A 16,924-nucleotide genomic window follows, 5' to 3' on the forward strand; every position below is an offset into this window, starting at 1 on the left:
ATCTCTTTTTTTATATTGACACTGACGTCTTGAAAAAAGAAAATGGAACATAAGCATTTTTAAAAAAGGAGAACGTCATGAGCGCGAATCAGGAGCAACAAGAATTAAAAAAGCTTTTATCACCGCGTCACATTCGCATGATTGCGATGGGCGGGGTCATTGGTACAGGAATCTTTAAAGGAAGTGCCGATACAATTGGTTTAGCAGGTCCTGGGGTCATTTTTTCCTATGTATTTGCCGGATTGCTGCTCCTCATTGTGATGGCAGCATTAGCCGAAATGGCCATTGTGTATCCGGGAAATAATCTTCGCGACCTTATACAAATTGCGCTTGGTCAACGTTTTTCATTTGTCGTCGGCTGGGTTTACTGTTTTATGTGGCTCACTGTATGTGTCATTGAGATTATTGCAGCTGGCAGTCTGCTTCAATACTGGCTGCCGAACGTGCCGCTATGGTCACTATGTTTACTTTGCTCACTCTTAGTCATCGGAATTAACTTAAATAATGTAAAATACTTTGGTGAAATTGAGTTTTGGTTCGCTGGAATGAAGATTTTCGTTATTATTGTCTTTATTATTCTCGGTGCAGCATTATTATTTGGGATCATTCCAAACGAACAAAGCACACCAGCGCTTACCAACTATCAAAACTTCGTCCCGAATGGATGGGGTGCGATCTTTGCATCACTTTTAGTGGTTATTTTCTCTTATGGAGGCTCTGAATTGATTGGGCTGACCATTACTGAAACAAAGGATGCGGAGAAGGTTCTGCCTGGAGTAGTCAAAAGTATGATGTGGCGGATTATCTTATTTTACACATTGCCGATTTTGATTATCTGCGGCCTTATTCCTTGGAATCAAATTGACCCAAATAACAGTCCTTTTGTCCAAGTCTTTTCTGCTGCTGGTATGCAGGGCGCCTCTCACTTTATTAATTTCGTCTTGATTACAGCCGTTCTATCTGCGGCGAATTCCGGAATTTATGGAACGACGAGGATGATTCATTCTCTGGCTAAATCAGATGGCGGTCCGAAAAAACTGGCACAGGTCAACAAAAGAGGCGTACCCATTTTAAGTTTATGGGTTACCGTTCTATTTCTTCTCATCGGAACATTTTTTGCTTACTTATATCCAGACCAAATTTTCAGCTACATGCTGGCTATTCCTGGTTTTGCTGTTTCACTCATTTGGATCAGCATTTGTATGGCACATCTGAAGCTGCGTCCAAAATATCCACAGGAGCCGTATTTCAAGGTGTGGCTGTTTCCGTATCTAACTTTATTTGCAGGTCTTGTACTCAGTTTAAGCTTTGTTTTGTTCCTATTCAGACAAGAAAACCTGCCTAGCTCCATTATCAGTATCGGCTTCTTAGTCGCTGCCATCATCGCTTCATTCTTAATGAAAAAGAAGGCTTAAACGCCAAAACCCGCCGAATTGGCGGGTTTTTTTTATGAGCTGCTATCTTCTGTTACCTCAAAATCAATCGACGCTTTTGGAATGCCGTTGATGATAATCGTTAAAGTATGGGTTCCCTCATAGTGCTTTCTCGTCGTCATATTTTGAAAGGACTGTGACCTGACGAATTCTCTATGTAACGCTGAACTTGTTTCAAATTCTGTGATTTTAAATACCTTTTGATTGCGGGTACCCCGAGCTTTGACATAGTCTACGGCATACTCTACACGCAGTTTTAGTGGCTTAGCGGCCTGAAGTGTAAATTGAAAGGTCATTTTCTCTCCAATACGAATAGGGTCTTGCACTACCTTCAAATCTGTTACTTGAACAGATGGATCATCCCCATAGCCAAACAAAGCCATGATATCAGGATCGCCCTTTTTTAGTAAGGTACGGGAAGCATGTTTGATGATCCAGTTCGTATGTTCATTCGTTCCATACCAGCTTTTAGCCGTCTTCTTCATCAGATCAGGCTGAATCGCTGAAATGTCATTTAAGTGGTTCGCTACACTTTTTTGCACATAGCGCGCTGGGTCCGACTTCAAGTTTTCTAAAACAGGCAGCGTAACCGAAGGATCCTTTTTAAGTGCAGGAACAGTTAATCCCCATGGCAAACGTGGTCTGCATCCTTCACTAGCCAGCCGCCGAATATGCTCATTTTGATTCTGTGACCATACAAGCATTTGCGCCAGCATTTTGTCTTTATCCTGAATCAGAAAAGGCCGAACGGCAAATTCAGAAGTGGAAAAAGGCGTAAAGAATTCGAGCGCCTTGATCGAGATATCCCATTGTGCTAGACCGTACATTTCGACGTAGTCTGGAAATACAAGCGCACTAAGTCCTGAAAAATGCGGGGCTGTCTGACGCAGCACCTCAATGGCCTGCTCATAATCCTTAGGCAGACAGGCATGCATCGATTCAGTGACTCTTCTCATTCTGCCTTTTAACTCAAGCTGCTGCCAATCCTTTTGAAACACAAGCCGCTGGAATTCTCCAGCATCAAACCCAGTCGACGCTTGTGCAAGTTTCTCCGCTAATTCTTCAATAAATAATTCATGATAAACGTGTTTTAATGGTTCGATCGTGTCCGCCTCCCGCTTCTCAATATCTTTATTTTACCCCAATCTGAAAGAGGTGGTATTGTCAAAAGCAAAAACAGCCCAATTCCGAAGAATCAGGCTGTTGCGTTTCACTATATAAACATATTAATGATCATAATAAATGCAATGGCACTAACAGAAATGATCGTCTCCATAGCCGTCCATGTCAAAAACGTTTCTTTAATGGTCATACCAAAATACTCTTTGATCAGCCAAAAACCAGAGTCATTGACGTGAGACAAAATCAATGAACCCGCCCCTGTAGCTAACACTAGGAGCTCTCTGCTCACATCCGGCATAGATGCAGCAATCGGTGCGACAATACCAGCTGCGGTCATCATGGAGACCGTAGCAGATCCTGTTGCCACACGAATAACCGCAGCAATCAGCCAGCTAAGCAAAATTGGCGAGATCGGCGAGTGTTTGGCTAAATCTGCAATATAATCACCAACACCCGAATCGATGAGCACATTATTGAAAGCCCCGCCTGCTCCAATGACAAGCAGAATAGAAGCAATCGGTCCTAAGCACTCATTACTAAAGGAAAGCACCCGGTCACGGCTCATCCCTTGCACAAAGCCAAGACTGAAGAAAGAATACACCGTTGCAATCAGCAGTGCTGTAATTGGATCTCCAATGTACTTAAATACCTGATACCAAATATTGTCCTCTGGTAAAATAATATCCGCCAGTGTGGCAAGAAGCATTAGAATCACTGGCACCAAAATCGTAAACATCGTATTTGCAAAGCCGGGAAGTTTTCGATCTTCATTGCGTTCAGTAAATTGCTTTCTCAGCAGCTCTGGAACTGGTTTATGAATCCGCTTTCCAATCCACTTTCCATACAGCGGCCCAGCAATAATAGCTGTCGGCAAACCGACAATAATGGAAAAGAAAATGGTTTTCCCCACGTTGGCATGATAGATGCCGACAGCTGCCATGGCAGCTGGATGAGGCGGCACAAGACCGTGAACGACAGACAAGCCAGCAATGAGCGAAATCCCAATTGTCACGAGCGAGATTCCCGTTTCAATCGCAATCGTAAACAATAAAGGAATGAGAAGAACGAATCCGACCTGGAAAAAGACAGGTATTCCCACAATAAAGGCAACAAACATCATCGCCCAATGCACATTTTTTGTCCCAAACCGGCCGATTAATGTGTGAGCGATCCGCTCAGCTCCACCTGATTCAGCCATCATTTTCCCAAGCATGGTTCCAAGCGCTAGAACGATGGCCAGCAATGATAACGTATTGCCTAACCCCGTTTTGATGGATTGAATGATTTCCTGCAGGTCCATCCCTGTGGCAAAGCCGACTAACATAGAGGTAATAATTAAACTCACAAACGGATTCAACTTAGCAACTGTTATGAGGATGAGTAAAAGGACAATTGCGGCAATCACGATGAATAAAAGCATGCTCTCCCACCTTTTCCCTGATGTTTAATGATTTTGTTTTAATTGAAGCGCACTAATGACATCAAATTCATCCTTGAGTTTGTCATAGAGACGCTCATATAAGTAAAACAGTTCTATGTATGTTTCATTGTTCTCCATATTTGGTTCATGACGGGCAGAGATTCGAATCCAATCTTGAACCTCTTCTATCTCTTCCATATAACCTAAACTATGAAGTGCGAGCACAGCCGCCCCAAGTGCTGATGCTTCGTAGCTTTCTGGGACAAGTACTTCCCTGCCCATCGTATCCGCTAAAATTTGCCGCCACAGCGGAGATCGCGCAAATCCGCCCGACGCCCTGACATCCTTTGCTGAACCGGTTAAATCCCTTAAGGCAACACCGATTGAGAACACACTCATAATGACGCCTTCTAACACAGCTCTTATAAAATGCTCCCGCTTATGCTGAAGACCGATCCCAAAAAAAGTGCCTCTCGCATTTGGATTCCAATATGGTGCACGCTCACCTGTTAAAAATGGCAGAAACAGCAGTCCCTCTGAGCCGGCTGGAACTTTTTTCGCAATATCAATCATCAGGTCGTAAGGGTCCACTCCAAGACGCTTTGCTACCTCTACCTCCGAGGATCCGAATTCATCCTTCAGCCATCTCAGCATGATCCCGCCATTATTCGTCGGTCCTCCAACCACCCAATGCTTATCAGTCAACGCATAGCAGAACGTTCTTGACTGTTCATCTGTTATTGGTTTGTCCACGACCGTACGGACTGCACCGCTTGTCCCAATCGTGACAGCCACCTCACCTTTTCCAATCGCTCCCACACCTAAGTTCGCTAGAACCCCATCATTCGCACCAACAACAAATGGTGTATCTTCCGCAATGCCCATTCGCAGGGCGATCTCTGGCTGAAGCCCTCTCAGCTGATACGTCGTGGGAACAAGTTCAGACAATTGATCAGCCTCAATTCCAGCAATACGCAGCGCCTGCTCATCCCATTGAAGCGTTTCCAAACGGAACAGTCCCGTTGCTGAAGCGATTGAATAATCGACGACATACTGACCGAAGAAATGATAAAGAATATATTCTTTGATAGAAATGAATTTCGCTGCCTTCTTGAAGACATCAGGTGCCATTTCCTTGATCCACCGTATTTTTGAAAGCGGTGACATTGGATGGATCGGTGTACCGGTTCTTTTATACACTTGGAAGCCGTCCATTTCTGAAGTGATTCGCTTCGCTTGTTCTGCACTTCTGTTATCTGCCCAAATGATACTGTTCGTTAACGCCTTGCCATGCTTATCCATCACAATCAAGGAATGCATCGCTGTACTAATCCCGACGCCTATGAGATGTTTTGCATCAAATGCTGCTTTCGTCAATGCACCTCTTACACTTGCAATGACGGCTTCTAATATATGTTCAGGGTCCTGTTCAACCCATGCTGGCTGGGGCTGAATGAGATCATAAGGAACCGAATGCTTTGCTATCACTTTCCCCTGTGGTCCAAACAGAACCGCCTTTGTACTTGTTGTTCCAATATCCAAACCAATTACCGCCTGGTTTCCCTTCATCTGTATCACGCCCAATCATTGATTTGAAATCATATTTTATTGTTTTGATATACCTGTTAAATCCCATTATAGGAATAATTTTTTCGACATTCAACGACTAAAAAGAAAATTATTTTCACTTAAAAGCTCAAAATCGTTACCACAACGGCATTTTTCACTAATAGAAAAATTTATTTTTGAAACCATTACACCCTTTTTTGTGAAATGGTTTCTCTCATTTGTTTTAAATTTGTTAAAGTTTCCTGCTGTCTTAAGTGAGCAAGTGCAAAGTATAGTACGTCAATGACAGTGAGCTGAGCAAGTCTTGCAGACATCGCTTCTGTTCGAAAAGCCGTTTCTTGCGTCGAAGTATACAATGTGACATCGGCAAGCTGGCTCAATGGAGAGCGCTGATAACTTGTAATACCGATGGTTTTCGCTCCTTTTTCCTTTGCTGTTTTCATTGCATCGAGTAAATCTTTATTACGGCCAGAATGAGATATACCAATCACTGTACTGTGCTGGTCGAGAAGACCGGCAGACATCGCTTGAAAATGGGAATCGGTGTGAACAATACAGTTGATGCCTGTCCTCATAAATTTATGAAAAGCGTCTGTTGCAATGAGGCCAGACCCGCCACTCCCATAAAACTCTAAGCGCTTTGCTTCATGAATGATTTGTATGGCTTTTTCTACATCCTCTGGATTCAGTAATTGAAAGCTATCCTTTAATGCAGATATATTCGCCTGAAAAACCTTTTGCATAAAAACGGCCGTATCATCATCAAGACTCATTTCTTCATCTACATAATCAGGCTTTGTTTGATCTATTTCCTGGGCAATTGCAATCTTCAAATCTTGAAAGCCCTCAAATCCAAGCCTTTTACAAAGACGAAAAATCGTTGCCTCTGAACTCGCTGTTTTTTTGGCAAGCTCGACAATTGATAAATGAATAATGTCGCCAGGTTCACTCGTAATATGTTCTGCAATTCCTTTCAGCTTTGGCGGCAATCCTCTGCTTGCTGCGCGTATTTTTTCAATACTACTTAAACTGACAGAAGCCAATTGACTTCACTCCTTCCTTATTCATGTGAACGCATACATTTCCTCATGTTCCCATCTTATAAAAAAGAAGCCTGCTTGCACAGACTTCTTTTTTTATGAATTCATCGTTTTGATCAATAAATCGAAAAAAGCTTCATCATCTACATCCATACACACTTGGACATTACGCTCTTTCTCCCACTGATGCTGAAAATCACAGATCATTTGACCGTCACAAAACTCACTCTTCGTCTCCACTTCTACATGAAAAGCCTGTGTGCTTACAAGCTCCTTGTTAATGGCAAGACTTACAGCAAGCGGATCATGCATGGCACACGCCCACACACCATTGCGCTCAAAATAGCGCTGTCGGTAAATGCTTGTACTCTCTCTGATATAAGCTGCCAACGTTTCATTTTGAATGGCATCGATTCTCTCATCCGTTAACAAGACCTGTCTGGTGACATCTAACCCCACTTGAGTCAATGAAGGGAATTCAGCATCCAGCACCAATTTCGCTGCTTCTGGGTCTGCATATGTATTGAATTCCGCAACTGGTGAGACGTTCCCCTGCCCCTTCACGACACCACCCATAAAAATGACCTCTTTCACATGATGAATCAGCTCAGGGCATTTTTTTACCGCAAGGGCTAAATTCGTTAAAGGCCCTGTCAACACAAGCGTGACCTGATTCGAATACTGCAGCACTTGTTCAATGATAAAATCAGGCGCAAAACCAGCATCTGCTGTTTTCTTTGGCCGGGCATCCTTTAAAGCCCCGCCTATTCCATCCTCTCCGTGTACCCGATGTTCATAGTGAGGCGTTCTTAAAAGAGGAGTTGCTGAACCTTTGATGACAGGAATGTTATCTGCCTCAACCAGCTCAAGCACTTTACACGTATTCAATGTAGCCGCATCGACAGACACATTCCCGCATACCGTCGTAATCCCCAAAATATCAAACTGCTTACTTTTCACTGCCAGCAAAATCCCAATCGCATCATCGATTCCAGTATCTACATCTAAGATCAATTTCTTTGTATTTGCCATGGGTGAAATCTCCCCCTTAAAAGTGTTGTTAGGTGAATGATAGCATATGCCTGTTTCAACTATTTGGGGTTAATCGGAAATTACTTGTTTGTTATTACTCTTTTTCTCCAATGTCTTTAAGATATTGTTCGCGTTCTTTTTTGGGGAGGCTTTTTAGGAAATTCTCTTTTAATTCCGGTTCATCTTTATATTTTTCCCAATCCCTGAATCGAATTGATAACTCGTATGAATAACTCATTGAACTAATTTCTTTAGTTCTATACTTTAAAGATGCAGAAAAATTGAACTTCTCAGGTTCATCGTTAACGTATCCTTTAACAATAATATAGCCCATAGGACTAATGGTAACTCCCTTTTTAAAAGTTATATCTTTTATAAATTGATGGATGTCCATTTCATGAAGATCTTTTTCTATTTTCGGTTTCATTTTTTCGGCTAGTTCTTCTGCCTTTTGTTGATCACTTTTCTCTTTTTCTTGCACAGTATTCTTTCCTCCTGAATCGCTAGTTTTATTTTGCTTATCATGTTGGATTAAAAGCACTGCCAACGATATGATTATTATTACAATTAGAGAAAATAAAACCTTTAATGTATTTTTCATTAGCAACTATATCCACCTTTTAAAAATTTAAAATATATTTTTAAACTTTATACTCTTTCAATCCCAGATCATAATAGATATTTAATAAACTATATAATATAATTATTATGATAAATATTACAGGAGTGACAGTTTTGTCTAAAAAGATATCAAGAATTATGCTTAGCGACGAAGACTACAATAAAATTTCGGACGAATCCTATAAAATAGAAAATTATAGTGATTCAAACATGATAAAAATAAGTAATGGTAACAACATGTACGTCATTGATTATAAAGAGACGGAAAAAGGGCTCAATGCCTTAACTCTTGTTTCTGAAGAGGATTTCACTCGATCTAATGGAGGCAAAGACCTCACCAAAATCAAAAACGCCGTCATCGCATACCGTGGTTCTGAACCGATTGGTGCAGGCCAATATAAAGATACCATTAAAAAACATGGAAAAAAAGAGTCAGATGATCTTCTTTCTACCATTTTGACGAAGCTGCCTCCTTTTAGTAGATCGAAGGGTTCACAGGAAGTGACGACTAAGTTGACAACAGGCACGACCGCCTATACAAATGAAATTGTTCAAGATTGGATGGTTTCGGATACAAAGTATCTGATTAAAAATATTCCATTTGAGCATGGTGCAGAGAATCAAATGGTTCAAGCGGATCGATATGCGAAAGAAATACATAAGAAAATGCCGAATGCGAAAATGTATGTGACAGGTCATTCACTCGGCGGGTCAAATGCTTCCTATGTTCTTGTCAAAAACGACTTTATTCAAGGCGGGGTCACATTTGAGAATCCAAATATTTATCCAAATCTATCAGATGGTCTACAAGCTAAAGCATTAAAAGGCGATTACCGTAGCAGATTAACCGAATATATCAATCTCAATGACGGGCTTTCTCTTTTAAATCGCCATACGACAGAAATCGGCCGAGTGAAAGTGATGTATGATGCCGCTCTCCCCGAAGGTGTCGATTACTCCGAGGACTCCTCAAAAGCCGTCCAATTCATGAAAGACCTCCTCAATCGGGCAATGAGTGTGAATCCTTCACTGGATGCGAATTTATTCCTTGAAGCAATCGCTGGCAGCCATGGCTTAGATCGTTATACCTTTTCGCCAGGCGGCTCCGTTCAAACCATTGATGATATGTTGAGAAAAAACCCTTCACTTACCACGGCCATGTTACATCAGTTGAGCCAATCAAATGTTGATCCTCATAGTGTGGTGGCGATTTTAATTAAATCCCACGTTCTCATGAACACAGGGCGTAAATTCTCGACATATGCCGATCACCATATGCAGCAAATCATTCGCAAAATCGAGAAACTCGATGACAAAGTCGATCAATCTGTGGAACGGGTACGCTCAAGGTATAAACAAATTGTTGGCTTTGGTTCATATGATCAGCTGACGGCTTCAGATGTGGATACTGTGATTCGCCACTTAAAAACAGAGGGTCTTGAGAATGAGTTCTATTCGGTCAAAAAGTATGATACAGCGATTGATAACGCTATGAATTTAAAAAGATGGCTGGACTCAATATCAGATGATATGAGCGAGCTAGGAAAACAATACCACGATGCAGATACAGCCCTGGCGAAGAACATGGGTATTTCTTAAGGAGAACGACAAATGGAATTTTCAAAGAAACAACCAACAGATGCAGATCGTTTTTTGCAAAGAATGACAGATACGCATACATCAAGCTCCATCTTCTCAAAAGCAAACTTTGACACGGAAGACATGACACCAGCAGAGCTGGCAGCTTTGAAAGCAAAGATCAAAGAAGAACAGAAAACAGCACTTATCAGAGCTATCCGGCATCAGCTTCAAAATGAATTTGCAGAAGATCGCCAAGAAGCGGAAAAAATTTTAGATCTAATTGACGACCTTCTGGTCAAAGTGTATAAACAGCAACAGCGCATCCATACGCACATGTCAGGTGAAGCCATAGACGCCTTAATAGAAAAAATTGAACAAAGACTCAAATTTTACGAACTGAAAGAAGATGTTCAATCTGCCATCAACTCGATTGGCATTTAGATGAACCTTCCATCCGATGAATCTTTTCCCCGCCTCACTCGTATATACTAAAAGAGTGATTGATTTGAAAGGAGATCTGTTTGTGGGATATATTTTGTTATTTTCGGTTGTGATCGGTCTTGTCTTGACCCTTTTGCTCACACCGCTCAGGTTGATCGTTAGAAAGAAAGGAACAGAACAGCAGGTGCCGCTCATGTGGATTGCAGGCCTTGCTTTGCTGTTCATGATCGGTATTTTTGTTTTCTATTACATTACCAATTTAGACCGTAACCCTTCATCTCTATGGCTGATTGGACTTGTTGTGACAGCAGCAGGAGCCTTTTTGTCGGTTGGATTGGAGCGTAAAATCAAAGGCGTGCTGTTTCTTATTCTATTGCTGCTCGGTGTTTACATGGCGACAGCTTTTCTATTCAATGCGAATGAGAAATTCGATGTTTCCAAAATGGAGCAAAAAGTAGAAATCAAAGCATTTGATGAAAAAGAAACACCTGCGAGTGTGCCGCCTCAATTTGCCCGAAACAAAATGAAGAAATCGTTCGGACAGGTGCCAAACACAAGCTACTATGAGCTTGGCAGCTTGCAAATTCAGAAGGTCAACGGTGAGTATGTATACATCGCTCCAGTGGAGTTCTCGGACTTCTTTAAATGGATTCGTGCAGGCAGCACGCCGGGTTACTTCACATTAAGTGCGACCGACTCCTCTGCTAATCCAAAATTCGTGAAAACGGAGATGGTCTATACGCCTTCCTCCTATTTCAACAAAGAAATTGAGCGGCATATCCGTCTCCAGTACCCAGATTTGATTTTCTACGGCGGTACACAGCTGGAAATCAATGATGACGGCAAGCCTTATTACATTCAAACGTATGGCGATTTCATCTCTGCCCGAAACGGCTTTAAAGCTTCCGGTGTCGTCGTTGTTGATGCCAAAACAGGTGCGACGAAGAAATATGCTCTAGATCAAGTACCTGCCTTTATCGACGGTGCTGTTTCACCAGAGGCGGTCAGTCTGCAAAACAGCTATTTCGGAAACTATATTCACGGGTTCTGGAACAGTATGTTTGGAAAGTCAGATGTCAAGCTGCCTTCCGATGAAGGAACGGAAGCCAATGTGAGCCCTGTATTTGATTCAAAAGGAGATATGTATTACTTCACAGATTTCACAAGTCCGAAAGAGGGCGTTGATTCCATGCTCGGATATGCCCTGACCAATGCCCGGACAGGAAAAGCGACTTATTATACCGGAAATCTTGAAGAATCCTACATGGATTCTCAGGGCGCTCTACAAATTATTGAGAAACGATTCATCGAGAAGAAATGGAAAGGCCGCATGCCAATTCTCTATAATTTCTATGGGGAAGCCAGCTGGCTCACACCGGTTCTCGATTCAAATGGATTCCTGCAAAACTACTTTATCGTTTCTGCAGCCAATCCAGAAATCGCTGCGTATGCTTCTACACCAAACGAAGCACTGAGAGCCTATAAGACAGCTCTTCAAAAAGGCGGCGGTACCGTTAACAGTTCCTCTAAGCAGGAAAAGAAAGAAGCAACAGGGAAGGTCAAACGAGTCTACAAAGAAAAGACTGGTGATTATACAACCGTCACCTTCCTGCTAGACGATGGAAAAAGCTACACTATGTCATCTGAAAAAGAACCTCTCGTCATTTATTTAAAAGAAGGCGATCAGGTCACGATGAAATATACAGATACAGGTGAGATTTTCCTTCCAGTCGATGAAATCAAAATTAAAGGGTTATAAAAAAAGACGTTTCTCCTACTGAGGAGAAGCGTCCTTTTTCTCTTTCCTTAACAATTCAACGAGCAATTCCTTATTTTTATTTCCCCCGGTCATCGGTGACTCGACATAGGAGAACTTTCGTTTGAAATCCATGCCTCTCACAGAAATAACAGCCAATTCACCGCCAATGCTGCCTCGCTGGAGGACATATTTAGATAAAACAGAAAGACCCATTCCATGGATCACAGCTTCTTTAATCGCTTGATTGCTGCTAAAGGTTACAAAGGTTCGCGCTTTCAGTCCATTTGATTTCAGGACATGCTGTAAATATTCTCCTGTCCCTGATCCCTCTTCTCTCGTGATCCATGTTTCGTTCTGTAATTGATCAATGGTGACATCTTTTCTCTTGGCAAAAGGATGATCTAATGGCGCCACAATATAAAGTTCGTCCTCTAGAAAAGTTTCTACAGAAAGCTCTTTGTCATTGGTCTGTCCCTCGATCAAACCGATGTCGACATGGAATAAACGGACATGTCTGGCGATAGCCTCTGTATTATCAATGACCACCTCAATATCAACATGCGGATAGAGCTGATGAAACTCCGCTAATATTTGCGGCAGCACATACTCACCAATGGTGAAGCTCGCCCCGATGGTCAGCTTTCCTCTTGCCAGGTGGTGATGCTCATAAATGTCCTGCTTCGCCTGTTCATAGAGACGAATGATTTGTTTTGATCGATGGTACAGCATATCCCCAGTTGGTGTAACGGTTAATTGCTTTGGCGAACGATTCAGCAGAACGGTCTGGAATTCCTGCTCCAAGTTCTTAATATGAAGACTGACACTTGGTTGAGAAATCCGCAACTTTTGGGCTGCTTTTGTAAAGTTCTTCTCCTCCACCACTGTCACAAATGTCTTCAGTGCATCGTAATACATCGGTCCCTCTCCTATCAGAAATCTTAATCCAACACCTTACCTATATATATCTTACTAATTCCTTTCCAGCACGTAAAGAACCGCCTAAACGAAAACAATTTAATAAAAATATTTACTAATTTTTTTAAAGACTCTATACTAAGAGGAGATATTTTCTATAGGAGGTGCTGATTTGGCAGCTAAAATAAAGGACATTGCAGAAAAAGCAGGCTTATCCATTGCAACGGTATCTCGCGTACTGAACCAAGATCCCAACCTATCTGTCACCGATCAAACACGCGAAAAAGTATATGCCGCCGCAGAAGCTTTGTCCTACCAAAAGAAGACATTCAAACATTCATTAAAAAAAATCGCCTTTCTCTATTGGATGACCGAAAAGGAAGAGCTTGAAGATATTTATTTTAAATCCATTCGACTCGGCATTGAGGAACTCACCAATACTCGGAGCTTAAATGTCACCGCTTACAATCCGTCTGATGGGCTACATTCCATTGATTCTGCTACAGAAGGAATCATCGCCATCGGCCGCTTTAAAACGTCAGAGCTTGACCAATTATATGCGATCACTCCGCACATTGTCTTTATTGATACGACGCCAGATGAAGACCGTTTTGATTCTGTAAAGCCGAACCTGAAACGAATTGTTGAAAAGATCATCGATTCTTTTATCGAAAAAGAGCACCAATCCATTGGATTCATTGGCGGCACAGACCTTGATCTGAATACGAATGTGCACATTCCAGATATTCGTGAAACGACTTTCCGTGAATACATGCTGGCCCGCCAAATGCTTGATGAGCGATTGGTCTATATCGGCCACCATTTCTCAGTAGATGAAGGCTATTCGCTGATGATGAAGGCGATCGACGAGCTTGGTGATGATTTGCCCACCGCTTTTTGTGTCGCTAGTGACCCTCTTGCCATCGGCTGCTTACAAGCATTAAATGAGCGAGGATTTTCTCTGCCGAACCGCGTCAGCGTCTTTAGTATCAACGATATTCATGTGTCTCAATATGTATCGCCGCCGCTCACCACGTATCACATCCATACGTCATTACTTTGTGAGACGGCGATCGATTTACTTTTAGAAAGACTTGTGGACGGCAGAACACTACCTAAAACTGTTCTGATTGCCTCAGAGCCTGTCTTTCGAAAAAGCACCATATAATCAACTGGAAGTCCCTCCTAATGTGGAGGGCTTCTTTTCTCTCTATACGAGTAAAAAATTTTACTTAATAAATTTAATAAAATATGTTTACTTTTTTTACTTAAGTTGATATTCTCACATTAAGAAAGCGTTTTCTTATCATCTGTGAAAAAAGAACGAGAGGGGATTACCAATGAAAAAGGGAAAATGGGCGACATTATCAGCAGTCGTTGGTACTGCTGTGCTTCTGCTTTCAGCATGCGGGCCAGGAGATGACAATTCAAGCGGGACACAGCCAGCATCTACAGGTACAAAGACCTTGCTAGTATGGGAGGATGTCAAAAAATCTGATGGGATTCAAGACGCTGTAAAAGAATTCGAAAAACAAAACGATGTGAAAATCAAAGTGGTCGAAAAAGCGTATGCCGACCAAATCGAAGCTCTCCGTCTTGATGGAGCAGCCGGGACAGGCCCAGACGTCATCACGATGCCTCACGATCAAATTGGATCAGCTGTCACTGAGGGGCTGTTACAGGAAATCAAGCCTGATCAAAAAGTGATCAATTCCTTTACAGACGAATCCATTCAATCACAAACGGTAGACGGCAAGCTGTATGGCCTTCCTAAATCCGTTGAAACGACAGTACTTTTCTATAACAAAGACCTTGTCAAAAAGGCACCAACTACACTTGATGGCTGGTATGACCTTTCGAAAAAGCTGACAAAAGACGGGAAATACGGTTTTGTAGCGAAATGGGATGAAATTTACTATGCACAAAGTGTGTTAGGCGGATCAGGAGGCTATATTTTCAAACAGAAAAGCGATGGCTCCTATGATGTGAACAATATTGGCCTGAACAACGATGGCGCTGTTGAAGGCGGAAAATACATTCAAACATTCTTTAGCGAAGGACTTTTCCCGAAAGGCATCATTGGTGAACAAGGAATCAATGTCCTCAACTCCTTATTCACAGAGAAAAAGGCCGCTGCTGTCATTTCTGGTCCATGGTCATTTGGTCCATATAAAGAAGCTGGAATTGACTATGGCGTAACAGAGCTGCCAATACTCCCTAACGGAAAGCATATGAGCTCATTCTTAGGTGTAAAGAGCTACAACGTCTCCTCTTATTCTAAAAATAAAGACCTTGCTGAGAAATTTGTTGAATTTATCACGAATGAAAAAAATTCGAAGAAGCGATTCGAAGTAACAGAGGAAATTCCACCAGTGAAAAAGCTGATGAAGGATCCAATCATCACAGGAAACGCAAATGCGGATGCTGTTTCAAAACAAACGAAATATGCCACGCTGACACCGAATACCCCTGAAATGGCAGAAGTGTGGAAGCCGATTGACAGCGCGTTAGGTCTCATTGCAACAGGCCGGACAGATGTGAAAAAGGCATTTGATGATGCGGTCAATCAAATCGACTCTCAAATTAAAGCAAATCACTCTAAGTAATCATCAAACACGGGTAGCCTTTAAGTCTATCAAGCTGCCCGTATTTGATCTAATTTCATATGAAGTAGGTGTTAGACGTGACGGGTAACCTTGAACTAGACCGCACACACATAGTGGAATCAAAGACACACCGGAGACGGGCGCTAATGTTCTCCTTAATACCCGGGATGGGGCAAATGTACAACAAACAGTACGGCAAAGGGGCACTTTTTTTCCTGTTTGGCGTCTCTTTTTTCATCGTATTTTATGATTTATTCAATATTGGCTTTTGGGGGCTGTTCACACTTGGTACGATGCTGCCTCGTGACAACTCTGTTTTTCTTTTAGCAAAAGGGATTATTGCGCTGTTAACAGCTGGTTTTGGTATCGGCTTTTACGTACTCATGATGCGTGATGCTTTTATGAACGGAAAGAAACGTGATCAAGGGATTCCGCTTCATTCCATCCGAGCTCAATATCATCAGCTGATCGACCAAGGCTTTCCTTACTTAATGAGCACTCCTGCTTTCTTTTTACTTCTATTCTCTGTTGTCTTTCCTATTATGTTCAGCTTTGCGCTTGCCTTTACGAACTACGATTTATACCACTCGCCTCCTGCCAATCTGATCGATTGGGTAGGGATCAAGAACTTCCAAAATATCTTTTCAATTGATATTTGGAGAGACACTTTCATTGATGTACTTGGCTGGACCGTCGTATGGACGCTGGCTGCTTCGACCCTTCAATGTGCTGTCGGCATCTTTCTAGCGGTTCTGCTCAATCAGAAGGATTTAAAAGGAAAACGTTTTTTTAGAACCATTTTGATTCTCCCTTGGGCTGTTCCGGGTTTTGTGACCATTTTGGTGTTTGCTGGACTGTTCAACGATACATTTGGGGCCATTAACAACACACTTTTTGCATCGATTGGAATTGATCCAAAACCATGGCTGACAGATCCATTTTGGAGCAAAATTGCACTCATTGCGATGCAGACTTGGCTTGGATTTCCTTTTGTTTTCATTATGACAACCGGTGTTTTGCAAGCAATTCCAGAGGATCTATACGAAGCTGCGACCATTGATGGGGCAAACTTCTTTCAGAAATTCCGGTCCATCACGTTACCGCTTGTCCTTTATTCCATTGCGCCTATATTAATCACGCAATATACGTTTAACTTTAACAACTTTAATATCATCTACTTATTTAATGGCGGAGGACCGCCTGTCGCTGGCTCAACTGCTGGGGGAACGGACATCTTGGTTTCTTGGATTTACAAACTCACGATGCAGTCTTCTCAATATGCACTCGCTGCCGCTGTCACGATCTTACTTTCAATCTTTGTCATCGCCATTGCACTCTGGCAGTTTAAGAGAACGAATTCATTCAAAGAGGAGGACATGATGTGA

Annotated in this window: 14 protein-coding genes; 7 read left to right on the top strand and 7 right to left on the bottom strand. The window is 42.1% G+C overall.

Going from position 1 to position 16,924, the window contains the following annotated elements; translation table 11 throughout:
• Positions 1-77 precede the first annotated feature (77 nt).
• Positions 78-1,415, top strand: coding sequence for an amino acid permease (locus tag MHI23_RS18350; RefSeq protein WP_041108467.1), 1,338 nt, complete (start codon positions 78-80; stop codon positions 1,413-1,415).
• Between the two features lie 32 nt (positions 1,416-1,447).
• Here the strand turns inward: MHI23_RS18350 and MHI23_RS18355 are convergent, their stop codons facing one another.
• From MHI23_RS18355 to MHI23_RS18380, 6 genes are all read right to left on the bottom strand, one after another.
• Positions 1,448-2,368, bottom strand: coding sequence for a hypothetical protein (locus tag MHI23_RS18355; protein ID WP_198527728.1), 921 nt, complete (start codon positions 2,366-2,368; stop codon positions 1,448-1,450).
• Positions 2,369-2,646: 278 nt separating this feature from the next.
• Positions 2,647-3,975, bottom strand: coding sequence for a GntP family permease (locus MHI23_RS18360; protein ID WP_024423953.1), 1,329 nt, complete (start codon positions 3,973-3,975; stop codon positions 2,647-2,649).
• A 24-nt stretch (positions 3,976-3,999) separates the two neighbouring features.
• Entirely contained in the window at positions 4,000-5,544 is a 1,545-nt protein-coding gene (gntK, locus tag MHI23_RS18365) for a gluconokinase (protein WP_125586932.1), read from the bottom strand.
• A 185-nt stretch (positions 5,545-5,729) separates the two neighbouring features.
• On the bottom strand, positions 5,730-6,587 hold the full coding sequence (locus MHI23_RS18370; RefSeq protein WP_024423955.1) for a MurR/RpiR family transcriptional regulator: 858 nt from the start codon (positions 6,585-6,587) through the stop codon (positions 5,730-5,732).
• Between the two features lie 93 nt (positions 6,588-6,680).
• Positions 6,681-7,616: a nucleoside hydrolase gene (locus MHI23_RS18375; RefSeq protein WP_125586934.1), complete on the bottom strand. Its 936-nt coding sequence runs from the start codon at positions 7,614-7,616 to the stop codon at positions 6,681-6,683.
• A gap of 94 nt (positions 7,617-7,710) precedes the next feature.
• Entirely contained in the window at positions 7,711-8,217 is a 507-nt protein-coding gene (locus MHI23_RS18380; protein WP_125586936.1) for a DUF1433 domain-containing protein, read from the bottom strand.
• A 134-nt stretch (positions 8,218-8,351) separates the two neighbouring features.
• Here MHI23_RS18380 and MHI23_RS18385 point away from each other — a divergent pair, with 134 nt between their 5' ends.
• The 3 genes from MHI23_RS18385 to MHI23_RS18395 all read left to right on the top strand — a co-directional run bounded on the left by MHI23_RS18385 (position 8,352) and on the right by MHI23_RS18395 (position 12,018).
• Positions 8,352-9,836, top strand: a complete 1,485-nt coding sequence (locus MHI23_RS18385) for a lipase (RefSeq protein ID WP_326848905.1) — start codon at positions 8,352-8,354, stop codon at positions 9,834-9,836.
• A gap of 12 nt (positions 9,837-9,848) precedes the next feature.
• Positions 9,849-10,259: a hypothetical protein gene (locus tag MHI23_RS18390; RefSeq protein WP_025093748.1), complete on the top strand. Its 411-nt coding sequence runs from the start codon at positions 9,849-9,851 to the stop codon at positions 10,257-10,259.
• An 82-nt stretch (positions 10,260-10,341) separates the two neighbouring features.
• On the top strand, positions 10,342-12,018 hold the full coding sequence (locus tag MHI23_RS18395; RefSeq protein WP_268423008.1) for a hypothetical protein: 1,677 nt from the start codon (positions 10,342-10,344) through the stop codon (positions 12,016-12,018).
• A 15-nt stretch (positions 12,019-12,033) separates the two neighbouring features.
• On the opposite strand, the gene MHI23_RS18400 is transcribed toward MHI23_RS18395, so the two are convergent.
• Positions 12,034-12,933, bottom strand: coding sequence for a LysR family transcriptional regulator (locus MHI23_RS18400; protein WP_024427566.1), 900 nt, complete (start codon positions 12,931-12,933; stop codon positions 12,034-12,036).
• 172 nt (positions 12,934-13,105) lie between these two features.
• On the opposite strand from MHI23_RS18400, the gene MHI23_RS18405 reads away from it, so the two are divergent.
• The 3 genes from MHI23_RS18405 to MHI23_RS18415 all read left to right on the top strand — a co-directional run bounded on the left by MHI23_RS18405 (position 13,106) and on the right by MHI23_RS18415 (position 16,924).
• On the top strand, positions 13,106-14,101 hold the full coding sequence (locus tag MHI23_RS18405) for a LacI family DNA-binding transcriptional regulator (RefSeq protein ID WP_342492153.1): 996 nt from the start codon (positions 13,106-13,108) through the stop codon (positions 14,099-14,101).
• Positions 14,102-14,273: 172 nt separating this feature from the next.
• A complete protein-coding gene (locus MHI23_RS18410) occupies positions 14,274-15,539 on the top strand; it encodes an extracellular solute-binding protein (protein WP_125586942.1) in 1,266 nt (421 codons plus the stop codon).
• Between the two features lie 167 nt (positions 15,540-15,706).
• Positions 15,707-16,924 carry a sugar ABC transporter permease gene (locus tag MHI23_RS18415; protein WP_283241896.1) on the top strand — a complete coding sequence of 406 codons (1,218 nt, stop codon included), beginning with the start codon at positions 15,707-15,709 and terminating at the stop codon, positions 16,922-16,924.

Origin of the sequence: Bacillus sp. FSL M7-0003 (genome assembly GCF_038628485.1) — a bacterium.
Taxonomy (GTDB): domain Bacteria; phylum Bacillota; class Bacilli; order Bacillales; family Bacillaceae; genus Bacillus; species Bacillus safensis.

Coding starts and splice junctions, on each gene's coding strand:
- MHI23_RS18350 (WP_041108467.1), top strand. CDS start 78: ATGAGCGCGAATCAGGAGCAACAAGAATTAAAAAAGCTTTTATCACCG.
- MHI23_RS18355 (WP_198527728.1), bottom strand. CDS start 2,368: ATGCATGCCTGTCTGCCTAAGGATTATGAGCAGGCCATTGAGGTGCTG.
- MHI23_RS18360 (WP_024423953.1), bottom strand. CDS start 3,975: ATGCTTTTATTCATCGTGATTGCCGCAATTGTCCTTTTACTCATCCTC.
- gntK (WP_125586932.1), bottom strand. CDS start 5,544: ATGAAGGGAAACCAGGCGGTAATTGGTTTGGATATTGGAACAACAAGT.
- MHI23_RS18375 (WP_125586934.1), bottom strand. CDS start 7,616: ATGGCAAATACAAAGAAATTGATCTTAGATGTAGATACTGGAATCGAT.
- MHI23_RS18380 (WP_125586936.1), bottom strand. CDS start 8,217: ATGAAAAATACATTAAAGGTTTTATTTTCTCTAATTGTAATAATAATC.
- MHI23_RS18390 (WP_025093748.1), top strand. CDS start 9,849: ATGGAATTTTCAAAGAAACAACCAACAGATGCAGATCGTTTTTTGCAA.
- MHI23_RS18400 (WP_024427566.1), bottom strand. CDS start 12,933: ATGTATTACGATGCACTGAAGACATTTGTGACAGTGGTGGAGGAGAAG.
- MHI23_RS18410 (WP_125586942.1), top strand. CDS start 14,274: ATGAAAAAGGGAAAATGGGCGACATTATCAGCAGTCGTTGGTACTGCT.
- MHI23_RS18415 (WP_283241896.1), top strand. CDS start 15,707: ATGGGGCAAATGTACAACAAACAGTACGGCAAAGGGGCACTTTTTTTC.